The sequence below is a fragment of the Octadecabacter sp. SW4 genome, from assembly GCF_008065155.1.
Lineage (GTDB): Bacteria > Pseudomonadota > Alphaproteobacteria > Rhodobacterales > Rhodobacteraceae > SW4.
Genome location: NZ_CP042819.1, coordinates 2,552,598 through 2,569,129, shown reverse-complemented (window position 1 = coordinate 2,569,129; position 16,532 = coordinate 2,552,598). Strand labels below are relative to the sequence as shown.

The 16,532-nt window shown below is 59.9% G+C and carries 20 protein-coding genes; 14 read left to right on the top strand and 6 right to left on the bottom strand.

Going from position 1 to position 16,532, the window contains the following annotated elements:
- The first annotated feature begins 18 nt into the window (after positions 1 to 18).
- The 3 genes from FTO60_RS12660 (at position 19) to FTO60_RS12650 (ending at position 2,920) form a co-directional block, all read left to right on the top strand.
- Positions 19 to 729: a tRNA (guanosine(46)-N(7))-methyltransferase TrmB gene (locus tag FTO60_RS12660; RefSeq protein WP_172623891.1), complete on the top strand. Its 711-nt coding sequence runs from the start codon at positions 19 to 21 to the stop codon at positions 727 to 729.
- Between the two features lie 100 nt (positions 730 to 829).
- Positions 830 to 2,182: a 3-phosphoshikimate 1-carboxyvinyltransferase gene (gene aroA, locus FTO60_RS12655; protein WP_148057151.1), complete on the top strand. Its 1,353-nt coding sequence runs from the start codon at positions 830 to 832 to the stop codon at positions 2,180 to 2,182.
- A gap of 126 nt (positions 2,183 to 2,308) precedes the next feature.
- Positions 2,309 to 2,920 carry a d(CMP) kinase gene (locus tag FTO60_RS12650; protein ID WP_148056296.1) on the top strand — a complete coding sequence of 204 codons (612 nt, stop codon included), beginning with the start codon at positions 2,309 to 2,311 and terminating at the stop codon, positions 2,918 to 2,920.
- On the opposite strand, the gene FTO60_RS12645 is transcribed toward FTO60_RS12650, so the two are convergent.
- The gene (locus FTO60_RS12645) at positions 2,909 to 3,556 is read right to left on the bottom strand and encodes a histidine phosphatase family protein (protein ID WP_148056295.1); all 648 of its coding nucleotides are present in this window, start codon (positions 3,554 to 3,556) and stop codon (positions 2,909 to 2,911) included. The two genes, FTO60_RS12650 and FTO60_RS12645, sit on opposite strands and share 12 nt — an antisense overlap.
- Before the next feature lie 71 nt (positions 3,557 to 3,627).
- On the opposite strand from FTO60_RS12645, the gene FTO60_RS12640 reads away from it, so the two are divergent.
- From FTO60_RS12640 to FTO60_RS12600, 11 genes are all read left to right on the top strand, one after another.
- Positions 3,628 to 4,257: a chloramphenicol acetyltransferase gene (locus FTO60_RS12640; protein WP_148056294.1), complete on the top strand. Its 630-nt coding sequence runs from the start codon at positions 3,628 to 3,630 to the stop codon at positions 4,255 to 4,257.
- A 19-nt stretch (positions 4,258 to 4,276) separates the two neighbouring features.
- The gene (locus FTO60_RS12635; protein ID WP_148056293.1) at positions 4,277 to 4,828 is read left to right on the top strand and encodes a DUF924 family protein; all 552 of its coding nucleotides are present in this window, start codon (positions 4,277 to 4,279) and stop codon (positions 4,826 to 4,828) included.
- A gap of 208 nt (positions 4,829 to 5,036) precedes the next feature.
- The gene (locus FTO60_RS12630) at positions 5,037 to 5,723 is read left to right on the top strand and encodes a hypothetical protein (RefSeq protein ID WP_172623890.1); all 687 of its coding nucleotides are present in this window, start codon (positions 5,037 to 5,039) and stop codon (positions 5,721 to 5,723) included.
- Positions 5,724 to 5,974: 251 nt separating this feature from the next.
- Positions 5,975 to 7,654, top strand: coding sequence for a 30S ribosomal protein S1 (rpsA, locus tag FTO60_RS12625; protein ID WP_148056291.1), 1,680 nt, complete (start codon positions 5,975 to 5,977; stop codon positions 7,652 to 7,654).
- A 293-nt stretch (positions 7,655 to 7,947) separates the two neighbouring features.
- Positions 7,948 to 8,229: an integration host factor subunit beta gene (gene ihfB, locus FTO60_RS12620; RefSeq protein ID WP_148056290.1), complete on the top strand. Its 282-nt coding sequence runs from the start codon at positions 7,948 to 7,950 to the stop codon at positions 8,227 to 8,229.
- A 10-nt stretch (positions 8,230 to 8,239) separates the two neighbouring features.
- Positions 8,240 to 8,590 carry a lipopolysaccharide assembly protein LapA domain-containing protein gene (locus tag FTO60_RS12615; RefSeq protein WP_148056289.1) on the top strand — a complete coding sequence of 117 codons (351 nt, stop codon included), beginning with the start codon at positions 8,240 to 8,242 and terminating at the stop codon, positions 8,588 to 8,590.
- 6 nt (positions 8,591 to 8,596) lie between these two features.
- A complete protein-coding gene (locus FTO60_RS12610) occupies positions 8,597 to 9,247 on the top strand; it encodes a phosphoribosylanthranilate isomerase (RefSeq protein WP_148056288.1) in 651 nt (216 codons plus the stop codon).
- Positions 9,248 to 9,479: 232 nt separating this feature from the next.
- Positions 9,480 to 10,706 (top strand): tryptophan synthase subunit beta, encoded by a 1,227-nt coding sequence (trpB, locus tag FTO60_RS12605; protein WP_148056287.1) that lies wholly within the window; start codon positions 9,480 to 9,482, stop codon positions 10,704 to 10,706.
- Positions 10,707 to 10,900: 194 nt separating this feature from the next.
- On the top strand, positions 10,901 to 11,371 hold the full coding sequence (locus tag FTO60_RS17740; protein WP_172623889.1) for a PepSY domain-containing protein: 471 nt from the start codon (positions 10,901 to 10,903) through the stop codon (positions 11,369 to 11,371).
- 69 nt (positions 11,372 to 11,440) lie between these two features.
- Entirely contained in the window at positions 11,441 to 11,887 is a 447-nt protein-coding gene (locus FTO60_RS17735) for a PepSY domain-containing protein (RefSeq protein ID WP_172623888.1), read from the top strand.
- Between the two features lie 10 nt (positions 11,888 to 11,897).
- Complete coding sequence (locus FTO60_RS12600) at positions 11,898 to 12,428, top strand: helix-turn-helix transcriptional regulator (protein ID WP_148056286.1); 531 nt, start codon at positions 11,898 to 11,900, stop codon at positions 12,426 to 12,428.
- Here the strand turns inward: FTO60_RS12600 and FTO60_RS12595 are convergent.
- From FTO60_RS12595 to FTO60_RS12575, 5 genes are all read right to left on the bottom strand, one after another.
- Positions 12,425 to 12,796, bottom strand: a complete 372-nt coding sequence (locus tag FTO60_RS12595; protein ID WP_148056285.1) for a DUF2237 family protein — start codon at positions 12,794 to 12,796, stop codon at positions 12,425 to 12,427. The genes FTO60_RS12600 and FTO60_RS12595 overlap by 4 nt on opposite strands.
- 1 nt (position 12,797) lies before the next feature.
- The gene (locus FTO60_RS12590) at positions 12,798 to 13,961 is read right to left on the bottom strand and encodes a serine hydrolase (RefSeq protein WP_148056284.1); all 1,164 of its coding nucleotides are present in this window, start codon (positions 13,959 to 13,961) and stop codon (positions 12,798 to 12,800) included.
- 63 nt (positions 13,962 to 14,024) lie between these two features.
- On the bottom strand, positions 14,025 to 15,083 hold the full coding sequence (locus tag FTO60_RS12585; RefSeq protein ID WP_148056283.1) for a DUF2332 domain-containing protein: 1,059 nt from the start codon (positions 15,081 to 15,083) through the stop codon (positions 14,025 to 14,027).
- Complete coding sequence (gene pth, locus FTO60_RS12580) at positions 15,080 to 15,760, bottom strand: aminoacyl-tRNA hydrolase (protein ID WP_148056282.1); 681 nt, start codon at positions 15,758 to 15,760, stop codon at positions 15,080 to 15,082. The genes FTO60_RS12585 and pth overlap by 4 nt, the downstream gene beginning before the upstream one ends.
- A 101-nt stretch (positions 15,761 to 15,861) precedes the next feature.
- Positions 15,862 to 16,524, bottom strand: coding sequence for a 50S ribosomal protein L25/general stress protein Ctc (locus tag FTO60_RS12575; RefSeq protein ID WP_148056281.1), 663 nt, complete (start codon positions 16,522 to 16,524; stop codon positions 15,862 to 15,864).
- Positions 16,525 to 16,532: the final 8 nt, after the last annotated feature.

Below are 16,532 nucleotides of genomic sequence, written 5' to 3'. Positions count from 1 at the left end.
CGGGCTAAGGGCTGCGCCATGACTGATAAACACCCCTCGGGCGCCCCGTGGCGCAATTTCTATGGTCGCTTCAAGGGGAAATCCCTGCGGCCCAAGCAAGAGGTCTATCTGCAGGAAGACCTTGAGGCGCTGTCGCCCGGTGCGATTGGCTGGGATGTGAACCCCGACCGCACCAGGATTGACCCGGCGGCGCTGTTTGGTGGCAAGGACGTCTGGCTCGAAATCGGGTTTGGCGGTGGGGAACATCTGGTGCATCAGGCCGCGACCTACCCCGAGATCGGGATTATCGGCTGCGAACCCTATATCAACGGCGTTGCCATGCTGTTGGGTAAAATTCGCGCGGCGGGCGTTGATAACCTGCGCGTCCATCCCGGTGATGTGCGCGACATGTTTGACGTGCTGCCGGATGCATCGATTTCAAAGGCGTTTCTGCTTTATCCTGACCCCTGGCCCAAGGTGCGCCACCATCGTCGCCGGTTCGTCACACCCGAACATCTGGAGCCGCTGGCGCGGGTCCTGAAACCCGGCGCGGAGTTTCGCGTGGCGACCGACATTGCCGATTACGTGCGCCAAACACTGGAGCAGGTGCCGCAGTTCGGCTTTGACTGGCTGGCCGAGGGGTCGAATGACTGGCGCCGGCCGTGGTCCGACTGGATATCGACGCGCTATGAACAAAAGGCGATCCGCGAGGGCCGTCCGCAGCATTATCTGACATTTCGCAAGCGATAGGGCGGACCCTTCGGGGAAAGCTATTCTGGAAGAAAAAGCGGTGATGGACCCTGCCGCAACGCTGGTCTAAACCTGCGCCACCTGAATGAAAGAGAGTGATATGTCTGGCCACGGCACCCCGATCCCGATGACGTCGCGCAAGTCCGGCCCCCTCAAGGGTGTGGCCGATGTGCCCGGCGACAAGTCGATCTCGCACCGGTCGTTGATCCTGGGCGCGATGGCCGTGGGCGAGACGCGGATCACCGGGTTGCTGACAGGCGAGGATGTGCTTGATACCGCCAAAGCCATGCGCGCCTTTGGGGCGGATGTGACGGATCATGGCGATGGCAACTGGTCGGTTCAGGGGGTCGGTGTCGGCGGGTTTGCCGAGCCCGAGCAGGTCATTGATTGCGGCAATTCCGGCACCGGCGTACGCCTGATCATGGGGTCGATGGCCACTTGTCCGATCACAGCGACATTTACCGGTGACGCTTCGTTGAACGGGCGGCCAATGGGGCGGGTCACGGACCCGCTGGCGCTGTTTGGCGCACGTGCATATGGCCGCGTGGGGGGCCGTTTGCCGATGACGATCGTCGGTGCGGCTGATCCTGTGCCGGTGCGCTACGCCGTGCCGGTTCCGTCAGCGCAGGTGAAATCGGCCGTGTTGTTGGCGGGGTTGAATGCACCGGGCCAGACGGTTGTGATCGAGAAAGAAGCGACCCGCGACCATACCGAGCGGATGCTGGCGGGTTTTGGTGCCGATATCACCGTTGAAGATACCGATGAGGGGCGCGTGATCACCCTGACGGGTCAGCCGGAACTGAAACCGCAAGACATTATCGTGCCGCGTGATCCGTCTTCGGCGGCGTTTCCGGTGTGTGCGGCGCTGATCACGCAAGGGTCGGATGTGCTGGTTCCCAATATCGGGCTGAACCCGACCCGCGCGGGTCTGTTCACCACGCTTCGCGAAATGGGCGCCGATCTGACCTATGAGAACGAGCGCACGGAAGGTGGCGAGCCTGTCGCCGATCTGCGCGCGCGCTTTTCACCCGATATGAAGGGTATCGACGTGCCCCCCGCCCGTGCGGCGAGCATGATTGATGAATATCCGGTGTTGTCGGTGGTTGCGGCTTTTGCCAGCGGCCAGACCGTGATGAAGGGCGTCAAGGAACTGCGCGTCAAGGAAAGCGACCGGATTGATGCGATGGCCAAGGGGCTGCGCGCCGCCGGAGTCACCGTAGAGGAGGGCGAGGACTGGTGGACCGTGACCGGAGCCGGTCATGGAAACGTTGCGGGCGGTGTGACAGTTGCCAGCGTGCTGGACCACCGTATCGCGATGTCGTTCATGGTGCTGGGCATGGCGACCAACGAACCCGTTTCGGTGGATGATGGCGGCCCGATTGCCACGTCATTTCCGATATTCGAACCGCTGATGGCCAGCCTTGGGGTGCAGATCGTGCGCACCAACCGCTGACATGCCCCAGGAGCCGTCAAAACCGAACTGGCGCGCCCGTGTTGTCGTGGGTGTGTTGGTGCTGATGGCGGGGATTCGCGCGTTTGAAATGTGGGTCGGTGGCGGGCAGCCATTCTAGGGGGCGTTATGGCGTTTACAGTAGCGATTGATGGACCTGCGGCAGCGGGCAAGGGCACGATCTCAAAGGCTGTGGCGGCGCATTTCGGCTTTGCCCATCTGGATACCGGTCTGCTTTATCGCGCCGTCGGTGCGCGGGTTTTGGACGGGGCTGATCCGGTTGTGGCAGCCCGGGATTTGCAGGCCCAGGACTTGGATGGTGATGCTCTGCGCACCGCCGAGATTGCACAGGCTGCCAGTCATGCCGCGGCGATCCCCGATGTGCGCGCGGCGTTGGTGGATTTCCAGCGCGCTTTTGCGGTCCGCGATGGCGGGGCGGTGTTGGATGGGCGCGATATCGGCACGGTGATTTGCCCCAAGGCGGATGTGAAGCTGTTTGTGACGGCCAGTGCCGAGGTGCGCGCGCGCCGCCGGTTTGCCGAGCTGACGGGCAAAGGGGCGCGGACGGATTACGCGACAGTTCTGGCCGATGTGAAGGCGCGCGATGACCGCGACAGCAGCCGCGCCACCGCGCCTCTGTTGGCGGCAGATGATGCCGTGCTGATTGACACCTCTGACCTGTCGATTAATGCGGCGGTGGCCCAAGCCATCAAGGTGGTGCAGGCCGCGCTAGATATGTGAACGGGCGCTGGCGTGTTCAGGCGCGTCAAGGTGCGGGATGGTGTTGAACGACACCAGATAGGTGCCATCCTCGCGGATGCGAAAGCGGTGCAGCGACGAATTCCAGATCGGCAGCAGCACATGCGCCATCTGTGCAGGTCCAAGCCCCAAAGCCTGGCGCATGACCATCGCGATCACCCCGCCCGAGGTGACGCAGATGACCCGCTTGCCGGGTTTTGCCGCCGCAGCCAGGGCATCGAAAATCCGCGATTCAAACAGGGCAAAGGGCTCTGTGCCATTGATCGTTGCCGCGTGCCACGCCGCAAGGGTTTGCGGGATGTGATCGGCGAAATCATCCTGTGAATTTGGCGGGGCTACCCCATGCGTGATTTCGATATCGCGGGCGAGGGCGAAGTAATCCATCTCGTTGAGGCGCGCATCTTCGATGTCTGGCAGCAGCCCCATTCCGGCGGCGGTTTCACGGTGGCGGCGCATCGCCCCGGTCAGCGTCAGATCGAACCCGTCTTCATGGGCGCGCAGCCAGTCGCCCAGCAGGCCCGCCTGTCGATGGCCAAGGTCCGAGAGGCGGTCATACTCTGCCTCGCTTGTTGCGCCGGTATTGGCCTGTCCATGCCTGACTAAGTAAAGTTCACCCATGCCGCCGTCATGGCACAACCCGCCGTCAGGTGGTAGGGGAGAAGCGGAAAATTGGCCAGGAAAGGGGCGTCATGGCTGAACATATCGTTGATCTGGATACATGGCCGCGCGCGGCGCAGTTCCGGTTTTTTCGCGCCTATGCACAGCCACATTACGCAACTACCGTGCGGATTGATGTCACCGATCTGATGCAGGTGCGCAAAGGGCAGGGGGTGAACGTGTATCGCGCCTGTCTTTATGCCATCGGCGCCGGGCTGCACGCTGTGCCCGAACTGTGCATGCGTTTTCGCGGCGATGACGTGGTGCGCCACGACCGGATTGCCCTGTCGATGACGGTGCCGACTCAGGCGGGGGCTTTCAACTATGCCTATGTCCCGTTTGCGCCGGATTTTTCAGCGTTTGACGCGCAATGCAAATCGCTGATCGCGGCGGCTGCGCAGACCAGCGCGTTGGGAGCCAATAGCGGTCAGCGCGATGATGTGGCCTATCTGTCTTGCCTGCCGTGGCTGGATTATACGAGCATCAACAACGCCTTGCCCGGCCCCGATGACTGCATTCCGCGGGTGTCATGGGGCAAGATCGTGCCGCGCGGCGATGGCTGGGACATGGCGATGACGCTCGAGGTGCATCACGCGCTGGTCGACGGGGCGCAGGTCGGGGCGTATTTTGATGCCGTGCAGGGGGCGTTGGACGGGATTTGAAAAATCGGAGGGAGACGAGATGAGCGACATTGACGAGATCACCAGAGAGGTTTTGGATTTCTGGTTCGTGGAAACGCCAGCCGCCAAGCGTTTTGCCACCGACCCCGCCTTTGATGCGGACTTGCACATGCGGTTTTACTGGATTTACGAGGATATCCAGACCGGCGGGCATGAACGCTACATGGGATCGGCCAACAGCATCCTTGCGGCGATCATCGTTCTGGATCAATTCAGCCGGAACATGTTTCGCAACCAGCCGCAGGCCTTTGCCGAAGATCACCGCGCGATTGCCTTGGCGATCTACGCCGCCGATAACGGGTTGGACCAAGAGATTGCCGAGGGGCGGCGCGCGTTTCTTTACATGCCCTTCATGCATTCCGAAAACCCCGCCGACCACGACCGCGCGGTGATGCTGTTCACGGGGTTGGGCAACGACACGTTCCTTGAATTCGAGCTCAAGCACAAAGCGATCATTGATCAGTTCGGACGATACCCGCACCGGAACGCGGTCTTGGGGCGCGAAAGCACCGAGGCAGAGCTGGCGCATGTGGCGGAGCATGGGGGGTTTTGAGGGGGACTAGTCGCGACACTGAACGATCTAAGAGCCAGGAAATTGACGCTGCCTTGCCGTTCAGTTCGCGCGAACACCGCTTCGGTTGCATTTTTGGCACCTTCACGCGACGATTTGGATCGTTTCGCCTAAGTGCCACCGAAATGTTTGGCGTTTGCTGAAATGGACAGCTTATAAGTTGGTGCATAGCAATATCGGGATAGTGACAATGAACAAATTTCTTTCTTCGACATGTTTGATCTTGCTGGCGACGACGGCGCAGGTTTCCGCGCAGTCAATGATCGATGCAGAGCTTTCCTTTGCCTACATCAACGCGCCGGATGATAGTTTTGACTATCAATTGCAGGGGGGTGGGTCGGCCGAATTCAGCGCCGGACCGATTTCGTTTCAGACCGACGTCCTCTTTTACAAATACGAGGGGGTAAATGATTGGGCCCGGTCTTATGGCCTGCACGCCTTCTATGAAGTTGCCCCCGGCCTTGACGTTGGCCTTGCCTACGCAGATGACGACTACGATTATGGGATCGCATATTTGGAGGCAAAGTATGTGTCGGGCAGCAATGCCTTTGAGGGATATTATGGTGTGGTCGTCGACAACGAAGACGATACGTATTTCGGCATAGAATACACACGCAGCCTTGGTGCCATCGGCTCGATGACCGATGTCGACGTGATTGTCGGCTACGCGGTCAACTACTACGAAGGTTCGCCCAGTGTTACGAACCCCTATGTTGGCACGTCGATCGGGCTGGGAAGCGGGTTTTCCGTGGATGCGCGATATGCGTCGATGGACAGTGGCGACTACCGCTACGTTACGCTGGGTGTGACCAAGACATTTGGCGCAGGCACAACCTTTGGCCAACGTGGTTTTGCAGGGACATTCCCGGGCTATTAATCAAGGCGAACGCCGGCAATTTGGGGCGTGGCCGTTTTGGCCGCGCCTTTTTGCTGCGGCGTGGCTGCCCCCTTGCCCCCATCCGCAAAAGCGCCTATACGCGCGCCTGTCAAAGCAGCGGAACAGTTGCAAGGCGGGCAGGGTCGGAACTTCCGGCCCTTCGTTCGTTTCGAAAGCCTTGACAGATTGAAACCCAAAGTCCGGCGGAGACGACCGCTTGGCCAACAACGACCGTAGGAATTACACGCCACATGGCTCAGAACACATCTATGGAGGAATTCGAAGCCCTTCTGAACGAAAGCTTCGAAATCGACACACCGTCCGAAGGCTCGGTTGTCAAAGGCAAGGTTATCAGCATCGAAGCTGGTCAGGCCATCATCGACGTCGGCTACAAAATGGAAGGCCGCGTTGACCTCAAAGAATTCGCAAACCCCGGCGAAGCGCCCGACATTTCCGTTGGCGACACTGTGGAAGTGTTCCTGCGTCAGGTCGAGAACGCCCGTGGCGAAGCCGTCATTTCGCGCGAAATGGCCCGCCGCGAAGAAGCCTGGGATCGTCTTGAAAAAGCATACGCTGACGAAGAGCGCGTCGAAGGCGCAATCTTTGGCCGCGTCAAAGGCGGCTTTACGGTTGATCTGGGCGGCGCGGTTGCGTTCCTTCCCGGGTCGCAAGTGGATGTGCGCCCGGTGCGCGATGCCGGCCCGCTGATGGGCCTCAAGCAGCCGTTCCAGATTTTGAAAATGGACCGTCGTCGTGGCAACATCGTTGTGTCGCGCCGTGCCATCCTTGAAGAATCCCGCGCCGAACAGCGCGCCGAAGTCATTGGCAACCTGACCGAAGGTCAGGAAGTTGACGGCGTGGTCAAGAATATCACCGAATATGGTGCGTTCGTTGATCTGGGCGGCGTTGATGGTCTGCTGCACGTCACCGACATGGCATGGCGCCGTGTGAACCACCCATCGGAAATCCTGTCGATTGGTGAAACGATCAAGGTGCAGGTCATCAAGATCAACAAAGACACGCACCGCATCAGCCTTGGCATGAAGCAGCTGCAGGACGATCCCTGGAATGCCGTCGAAGCAGCCTATCCGCTCGAGAGCGTGCACACGGGCCGCGTGACCAACATCACCGACTACGGCGCATTTGTCGAACTTGAGCCCGGCGTTGAAGGTCTGGTTCACGTGTCGGAAATGTCATGGACCAAAAAGAACGTGCACCCCGGCAAGATCGTGTCGACCTCGCAGGAAGTCGAAGTCATGGTGCTGGAAATCGACAGCGCCAAGCGCCGCGTTTCCCTTGGCCTCAAGCAGACCCAGCGCAATCCTTGGGAAGTGTTTGCAGAAACCCACCCCGAGGGCACTGAAGTCGAAGGCGAAGTCAAGAACATCACCGAATTCGGTCTGTTCGTCGGCCTTGAAGGCGACATCGACGGTATGGTTCACCTCTCTGACCTGACATGGGAAGGCCGCGGCGAAGACGTCATCGGCGATTTCCGCAAGGGCGACATGGTGCATGCGAAAGTCACCGAAGTGGACGTCGAGAAAGAGCGCATCAGCCTCTCGATCAAGGCGATGGACGGCGATCCGTTTGCCGAGGCCGTTGGCGGCGTCAAGCGCGGTTCGATCATCACCGTCGAAGTGACCAAGATCGAAGATGGCGGCATCGAAGTGTCCTACGAGGGTATGACATCCTTCATCCGCCGTTCTGATCTGTCGCGTGACCGTGCCGAACAGCGCCCCGAGCGTTTCGGCGTGGGCGATAAGGTCGACGTGCGCGTGACCAACATCGACCCCAAGACACGCCGTCTGGGTCTGTCGATCAAGGCACGCGAGATCGCGGAAGAAAAAGAAGCCGTCGAGCAGTTCGGATCCTCGGATTCCGGTGCGAGCCTTGGCGACATTCTTGGTGCGGCTTTGAAGGGCGACGAGTAATCGTCACCCGCCAGATTTTGGAAACGCCCCGCGCCGCAAGGTTGCGGGGCGTTTTCCGTTTCAGGTGCGAATCGCCTGAATTTGCTGCGTTGCGGCAAGCGCGCGATGCCAAGGCTCCGCTAGGTCAAGGCCGCCGTTCAAACGATCTTCCCCTCTCAAAAATGGCCCAAAGGCGGAAATTTATGGATTTCGGGTGAAAACGGACTATTCCTTGCGTGCCCTCTTGGGCCTATAGTCAGGCAGGACAGGCGGGGCCAACCCGCGGCACAAAAATCCTGCCTAGGGGGGCAATCATGATCCGCTCGGAATTGATCCAACGTATTGCAGACGAAAATCCACATTTGTATCAGCGGGATGTCGAAAAGATCGTCAATACGATCTTTGATGAAGTCATCGAAGCGATGGCAACCGGCGACCGTGTTGAACTGCGCGGCTTTGGCGCATTTTCCGTCAAGAAGCGCGATGCCAGAGTGGGGCGGAATCCGCGCACCGGTGAATCGGTCAACGTCGAGGAAAAGCACGTGCCTTTCTTCAAGACCGGCAAGTTGTTGCGCGACCGTCTGAACGACAACTAAGGACGACCACATGACTTACATTCGCTATGGCTTTTGGGCCGTCGTTGGCCTGTGCCTGATCGCTGTCGGGCTTGCCAACCGCGCCCCCACCGAACTCAGCGCGATGCCAAGGGCTCTGGCGGATGCGCTGGGCCTGTCGCCGACCGTGACGCTGCCGCTGTTCGTGCTGCTGTTCCTTGGCGTCGGCCTTGGTCTGTTGATCGGTTTCCTGTGGGAATGGATCCGCGAATACAAAGAGCGCGCCGCGTCGCGCGCCAAGGATCGCGAACTTGCCGCCCTGCGCCGCGAGATTGCATCTCTCAAGGATGAAAAGCACGAAGGCCAGGACGAGGTTCTGGCCCTGCTCGACAAGGCCGGCTAGCGGCCGATGACCTCTGGCATTCAGGTCAAGATTTGCGGGTTGCGGGACAGCGATGGTGTACGCGCGGCCGTCGATGCTGGCGCGCGCTATCTTGGCTTTAACTTTTTCCCGAAATCGCCCCGCTATGTGACCCCGCAACAGGCGGGGGAACTGGCGGTGCAGGTTCCCGTTGGCGTTGCCAAGGTCGGGTTGGTGGTGGACGGTGATGATGCGCTGCTGGATCAGATCACGGCACTGGTGCCGCTTGATTTCATCCAGTTGCACGGCCACGAAACCCCTGAACGCGTGGCCCAGGTGCGTGCGCGCTATGGCCTGCCGGTGATCAAGGTTCTGGGCGTTGCGCAGGCAAGCGACCTTGATCCGATAGACGCCTACAGCGCCGTCGCCGACCAGTTGCTGATTGATGCAAAGCCGCCAAAGGGGGCTGTGCTGCCCGGTGGCAATGGCGTGGCCTTTGACTGGAAACTGCTCGCGGGGCGCAAATACTGGACGAAACCCTGGATGCTGGCCGGCGGGCTGACGCCCGAAAACGTGGCCGAGGCGATCAAGCTGACGGGCGCGCGGCAAGTGGATGTGTCCAGCGGCGTTGAAAGCGCGCCGGGGGTCAAGGACGCTGCCCGGATTGCGGAATTTTGTGCCAAGGCGGGCGTGACTTGACCGGCGATCAAAACACTACGGGCACGACTGCTCGGATCACACATGCAGTGATCCTGATGACGCCGGGCAGGTTATCGTGTTCTGTACTGCCGAACCGATCCGCGTAACGGTATCGCCCGTCAAATCCTCCTGGCGTATTTGACGCAGACTTTCGATGAAAGTCTGATGCGCTTGCGCTTTACCACTGCGGCACAGCGCGCTACATCTCGCGCTAACCCCCGGGAGAAGCGCGATGAACGATCTTTTCAATTCCTTTATGACTGGCCCAGACGAAAATGGCCGATTTGGCGATTTTGGCGGCCGCTTCGTGTCCGAAACCCTGATGCCGCTGATCCTCGCGCTTGAGGCGCAATACGAACACGCCAAGACGGACGAGACATTCTGGGCGGAAATGCACGATCTCTGGACCCATTATGTTGGCCGCCCCAGCCCGCTTTATTATGCCGAACGGCTGACGCAGCATCTGGGTGGCGCCAAGATCTATCTGAAACGGGACGAGCTGAACCACACCGGCGCGCATAAGATCAACAACGTGCTGGGCCAGATCATTCTGGCCCGTCGTATGGGCAAGACCCGGATTATCGCCGAAACAGGTGCGGGCCAGCACGGCGTTGCCACGGCCACGGTCTGTGCGAAATTCGGGTTGAAATGTGTGGTCTACATGGGTGCGCATGACGTTGAACGCCAGGCCCCCAACGTGTTTCGCATGAAGCTGCTGGGCGCTGAAATGGTCCCTGTGACCAGCGGGCGCGGCACCCTCAAGGACGCGATGAATGACGCGTTGCGCGATTGGGTCACCAACGTGCGCGATACATTTTATTGCATCGGCACGGTCGCGGGCCCGCATCCCTATCCGGCGATGGTGCGCGATTTTCAGGCTATCATCGGCAAGGAAGCCCGTGAACAGATGCAAGCCGCTGAAGGACGCCTCCCCGATACGATCATCGCCGCCATTGGTGGCGGGTCCAATGCGATGGGCCTGTTTTTCCCGTTCCTTGATGACAAGGATGTCAACATCATTGGTGTCGAGGCAGGCGGGAAAGGCGTGAACGCCAAGATGGAGCATTGCGCATCGCTGACGGGGGGGCGCCCTGGGGTGCTGCATGGCAACCGCACCTATTTGCTGCAAGACGATGATGGGCAAATCCTTGAAGGGTTTTCCATCAGCGCGGGCCTTGATTACCCCGGTATCGGCCCCGAGCACGCCTGGCTGCACGAGATCGGGCGGGCGCAATACGTCTCGATCACCGACAAAGAGGCGCTCGAGGCGTTTCAGCTTTCTTGCGAGATGGAAGGGATCATTCCCGCGCTTGAACCCAGCCACGCGCTGGCCCATGTGATGAAAATCGCACCTACTCTGCCCAAGGACCACCTGATCATCATGAACATGTGCGGCCGTGGCGATAAGGATATCTTTACTGTCGCGCGCGCCCTGGGCTTTGATATGGGCGACTTCTAGACCCTTCAGCACGCGCAATACGGGCCGTTGCATCACGCTGCAGCGGCCCTTTTACTGTCTAAACTTCGGTTTAGCTGTGTCGATCATGGGTTTACCTGGCGCTGGATAAACGGATGATCAATGGCGCAATGCCGCCAGACGTCTTTTGTTTGGTCCAAGACGTGCACCCCGCATGTCCAACCATGGAGACTGACATGAAAAAGACCCTTCTTTCGACAACCGCCGCGCTTGTTCTTGGTGCGGGCATCGCTTTTGCACAGACATCAAGCGATCAGATTATCGCTGACCTTCAGGCCCAAGGCTTCACCCGGGTGGAAATCACCAACGGCCCGACGCAGATCAAGGTCGAAGCAATCCGCGGCACCGAAAAGCTTGAAGTCATCTATGACGCGGCGACAGGCACAATCATCAAGCAAGAGATGGAAACGGTGGGTGCCGGTGATGACACAACCCCCGGCGTGGAAATCGATAGCGAGTCCGAAGACTTTCTTGATGATGACGACGATGACGATCACGACGATGATTACGACGACGATTACGATGATGATCGCGATCACGACGATGACGACGATGACGATGACGACGATGATGACGACGATGACGATGATGACGATGACGATGATGACGATGACGATGATGACGACGACGACGATGACGACGATTGATCGTCGCAATACTCACGGAACGATCACCCCCTGCCGCACGGCAGGGGGTAACGCTTTGAGGCGAAACCGATGATACGAATTCTTGCTGTCCTGCTTGTCCTGCTTGGCGCACCTGCATTTGCGCAGACGCCGCAGGATGTGGTGATCGACCAGCTGCAATCGCAAGGATACACAAGCATTACCGTCAATCGGACCCTTCTGGGGCGTATCCGAATTGTCGCGATCAGCGAGGCCTATCGGCGCGAAATCGTGATGAACCCGAACACGGGCGAAATATTACGTGATTATTGGGTTGTGCTGGAGGATGGTGGCGGCCTTGGTTCACTGCTTGAACGCCGGGGCGATAATGGCGGCTATCAAGGTGGTGGGAATGGCGACGACGATGATGATGACGATAATGATGATGATGATGACAATGATGACGACGACGATGATGATGATCACGACGATGACGATGACGATGATGATGACGATAATAACGATGATGATGACGACGATGACCAAGACGACGATTGATCGCTGACGGATGAAGCAAGGACCGCTCCTTGTTGCCTTGGTGGCCGCGCAGATTGTTTGCGCGGGCTTTTTCCTGTTTACGACCCTGTCAGCCCTGTTGGGGTTTCCACCGATCAGCTGGCGCGCGCGCGAACTGATCGAGATCGCCGCCGCGCTTGGCTTGATCGTCGGCGCGGTGATGGGGGCCGTTTTGGTTGCGCGCGCCCTAAGACGCACCGCCAAAGTCGAGGGTCAACTGCGGCTCGCTTCGGGGGCATTCATGGATGTTCTGGACGAAAGATTTGCCGACTGGGGCCTGACCCCCGCCGAACGCGATGTGGCGCTTTTTTCGATCAAGGGTATTTCCACCGCCCACATCGCGCAAATGCGCGACACGTCCGAAGGCACCGTCAAGGCCCAAACCAACGCGATTTACCGCAAGGCAGGCGTGTCGGGCCGCCCGCAACTCCTGAGCCTGTTTATCGAGGATTTGATGGGGGGACCGTTGCCGACCGGCGCGCAAGACTCCGACGACCCCCTTGGTGACAATTCAGTAGCCTAATCTGCCGTATAGGCCTCAAGCACCGTCATGGGAACAATCTCGAGCGCGCGTTCATGGGTCGCGGCAAGATTGACGCGTGGCGCGCAGTTTTCGTCGTGGGCTTGCAGGAAACGACTGGCGCAAAGGCACCAGTGATCACCCGGTTTCAACCCCGCAAATCCGAATTCGGGGCGCGGCGTTGTCAGGTCATTCCCCAGATACTTTGAGAATGCCAGAAACTCGGCCGTCATCACGGCGCAAACGGTGTGGCTTCCCTGATCAGCCGCGCAAGTGTCGCAGGCACCGTTACGAAAGAACCCGGTCACCGGATCCAATGAACAGGGGATCAGGGGTGCGCCGAATACGTTGCGGGACGGGTCCATATCCATCCTAAAGCCCCCGCGCGATCTGGCGAAAAATCGCGATGTTCTGATCGGTGACACCAGCCTCGCGAAAGGCACGATCAGCGGCGTTGACGACGATGACCACGCCGCGCGCCGTGTCGATATAGATATATTGCCCATAAATCCCGTGCGCCATTGCGACACCTGCGTCAGCCCCCTGCGGAATCCGCCACTGATAGCCATAGCCGATTTCGCCCGGCGCCGTGGGTGCGCTGGGCGCGATGCTGTCGGCGATCCAGGCGGCAGGCACGATCTGGTTGCCGTTCCATTGCCCGCCCTGTGCGATCATCGCGCCGAAACGGGCGTAATCACGGGTCGACATATTCAGACCGCCCAGCACAAAGGCCACGCCATAACCGTCCGTGATATAGTAGGGGCTGCCTTCAAGGCCCAGCGGGCGCAGCACCTTTTCATTAAGCAGATCAGGCAGGGACCGCCCCGTTGCCCCGCGCGCGACCATCCCGACAATATGCGTATCAATCGACACGTATTTCCATTGCGCACCCGCATCGGTGAAACGCTGATCAAGGCCCGCCGCAAAGCCGTCCATCGACCCGCCAAGCCCAAGGACGCGGCCCATCTTGTTAATATCGCTCCAGAAATCAAGATAATCCTCGTCAAAGACCACGCCGGACGACATCTGCAATACGTTGCGCAGCGTCGCCCCGTCATAGGCCGATCCGGCCAGGTCGGGCGCGTATTTCGTGACCGGATCGTCGATGCTGGCAATCGCGCCCTCGTCGATCAGAATGCCGATCAGGGCTGACAGAAACGACTTTGCCACCGACCAACTGATCCGCTGATCATCGCCATCGCCGCCCAGATAATAGCTTTCGTGGCGCAACCGACCGTGCTGCAAAATGACCAGACCGGTGACGCTGCGCGCATCGATCCAGTCCTGCACCGCGATGGGCAACGCATAGGGGGCGCCAACCGGCAGAGGCGACACGGGCCCGCCGCCGCGTGGCATATCAACCGTTTCGAACAAGCGGCGCATGTCAGTGAAATTGGTAACGATTTTTTCTTGGGAAAAGAGGCTGTTGACGGCCAGAAGGCGCGCCAGTCGCTCGCGCTGCCAGATGCCCAATGCCAGCGCCAGCACCAGCGACACAACGAATCCGCGCAACAACCATTTCAGAAATGTTTTCATCGGTGTCTCACTTTTCGGGCAGCCTGTCACGCGGGTCCGATTCCCGCAATCACGACTCTGCGTTCAGGGGGCCGTCCATCGGATCCAGCGACCATGAAAATCGACGCGGCCCAGTTGGATCGGGGTGCCGTCGCCGGGCCAGATGCGCAGGGTCAATGCGGCCCCTGGCGTTTTGTCATCACCCTCCATGGCCAGCCATGCCAGTGGCGCGGTGTCGCTGGCGCGCAGGCCCGCGGCATTGATCAACGCGGCGCCACGGGCTTGCACGGCGGGTGGAAAATACTGCCAGGCAATCGTGTGATAGATCAGGTGCAGATATCCGTCGCGGGGGCGGGCCAGTCGCGGTTCTAGCCAGTCAATCGCATCGCCCTTGTCGGGCATTCGCGCCGGGGCCAGCGCGGCGGTCGTCAGTGCCATACGTTCCGGCTGATCGGGCCAGAGATAGGCGCGCAGACGCAGGCTGTCGCGGTGTGGATCAAGCGGATTCAGGTCAACGCCCGCGCGCTCAACCACCTGTGGTGTGGTGCCTGGGGGCAGGGGGCCGTCCCAGTCGGGGTGTAGGGTCAGGATCGGATCGGGCGCGCCCAATTTCTGACCCTGCGCGACCATCGCATAGCGGTCCCAATTGAGGTTCAGCCCCGCACTTGCGCCCAGTTCGGATGTGACCATCGGCAGATTGAACCGTGCGCCCAGCCAATGGCCAGCGGCGATCAAGGCCGCTGATCTGCGCACTTCGTTGGTTTGTGGCGGGGACTCAATGAAGGCATTTATGAAATCGGCTTCAATCACCAAAGCATGCTTTATTGCTTTCCAGAACCTAATATCACCAACTGAGTATGGTGGATATACATCAGCAAGGTCTACACGATCTTCAAGGCGCAGCGCATGCAGCGCAGCGCAGACCCGCAAAGGCACGCTTTCACCGCCCGGTGTCAGATCGCCTGCCCAGTTGAACATACGCCGGGTCAGGGCCGTATCCGGCTGCAACTGGTCGGCCAGCAAGTTGCAAAGCTGCGCCATGAATGGCGACCAAAGCTGCGCCATGAATGGCGACCCAAGTGTCGCGCAATTGACGGCCTGAACCCGGAATGCTGCGCGTAAATCGTCCGGGTCGCGGGTCACTGGCGGAACTTGTCGGCAAGCTTTTGCAGGGCGCTGCGCGTGTCCTGGGGTGGATCGGCGGCGGGTGGCAGGGCCGGTTTTGCCTTGGGCGTTGTGGTGGATGAGCGTGCGGGCGCAACCCGCAGGGCGACCGCGTTCAGCGCGCGCGGCCCGTCCCCTTCGGCCAATGCCACGGCACCGTCCGACAGCCCGCGCAACACATCATCAAGCCATTCAGCGTCCGCCTTGGCGAAATCGTGCAGCACATATCCCGGCACCGCGTCCTTGTGGCCCGGATGGCCCACGCCCAGGCGCACGCGATCATAGTGCGGCCCGATATGCTGATGGATCGAGCGTAGCCCGTTGTGGCCCGCGTGGCCGCCGCCCGCCTTCAGGCGGACCTTGGCGGGGGCCAGATCAATTTCGTCGTGAAAGACGGTGATGTCGGTGCTGTCGAGCTTGTAAAACCGCATCGCTTCGCCCACGGACTGGCCTGACAGGTTCATGAAGGTTCCGGGTTTCAGCAGCACGATCTTTTCGGACCCCAGTCGGCCTTCACTGACCTGCCCCTGAAACTTGGCGCGCCAGGGCGCAAAGCCGTGATCGGTGGCGATCTGGTCGACGGCCATAAAGCCGATATTATGACGGTTTTGCGCGTATTTCGCGCCGGGATTGCCAAGGCCTACAAACATTTTCATGGGCGCAAACTAGCGGTGATCATGGGGCCTTACCAGCACCCCGCAACGAAAAACGGGGCCCCGAAAGGCCCCGTTTCCAAAAATCAGTGTCGTGGAACGATTTATTCCTCGGCCGCCGCGTCGTCGCCAGCAGTTGGCACGTCGTCGGCTGCGACTTCTTCTTCGGCCTCATCCTCGTCATCGGCGGACCGCAGGCTGGAAGGTGCCTGAATGTTGGCGATCACAAAATCGCGGTCGATGGTTGGCTTGACGCCTTTGGGCAGATCAATCGACGAGATCGTGACCGTATCGCCGACTTCAAGACCGGTCAGGTCAACGATGATATGTTCAGGAATATCGCCCGCAGTTACCAGCAGTTCGATTTCAGGGCGCACAACTGTCAGCACGCCGCCCTTTTTGATGCCGGGTGCCGCGTCTTCGTTGACGAATTCAACCGTCAGGAACAGCGCAATTTTCGACGTGCGCTTGAGGCGCAGCAGGTCAAGGTGCGTTGGCAGGTCTTTGACGACATCGCGCTGCACGTTGCGGCAGATCACACGGACGTCTTCCTGGCCCTCGACCTTGAGGTTGAACAGGGTCGACATGAAGCGGCCGGCGCGCAGGCGCGTCAGCAGCGGGTTAAAGGGGATCGAAATCGGCAACGGATCGGCGTCACCGCCATAAACGATACCGGGAACGTTGCCCGCGCGGCGGGCGGAACGAGCCGCACCCTTGCCTGTGCCGGTGCGGATGTCAGCGTGAAGATCAGGAATTTTACCTGCCATTGTCGTGT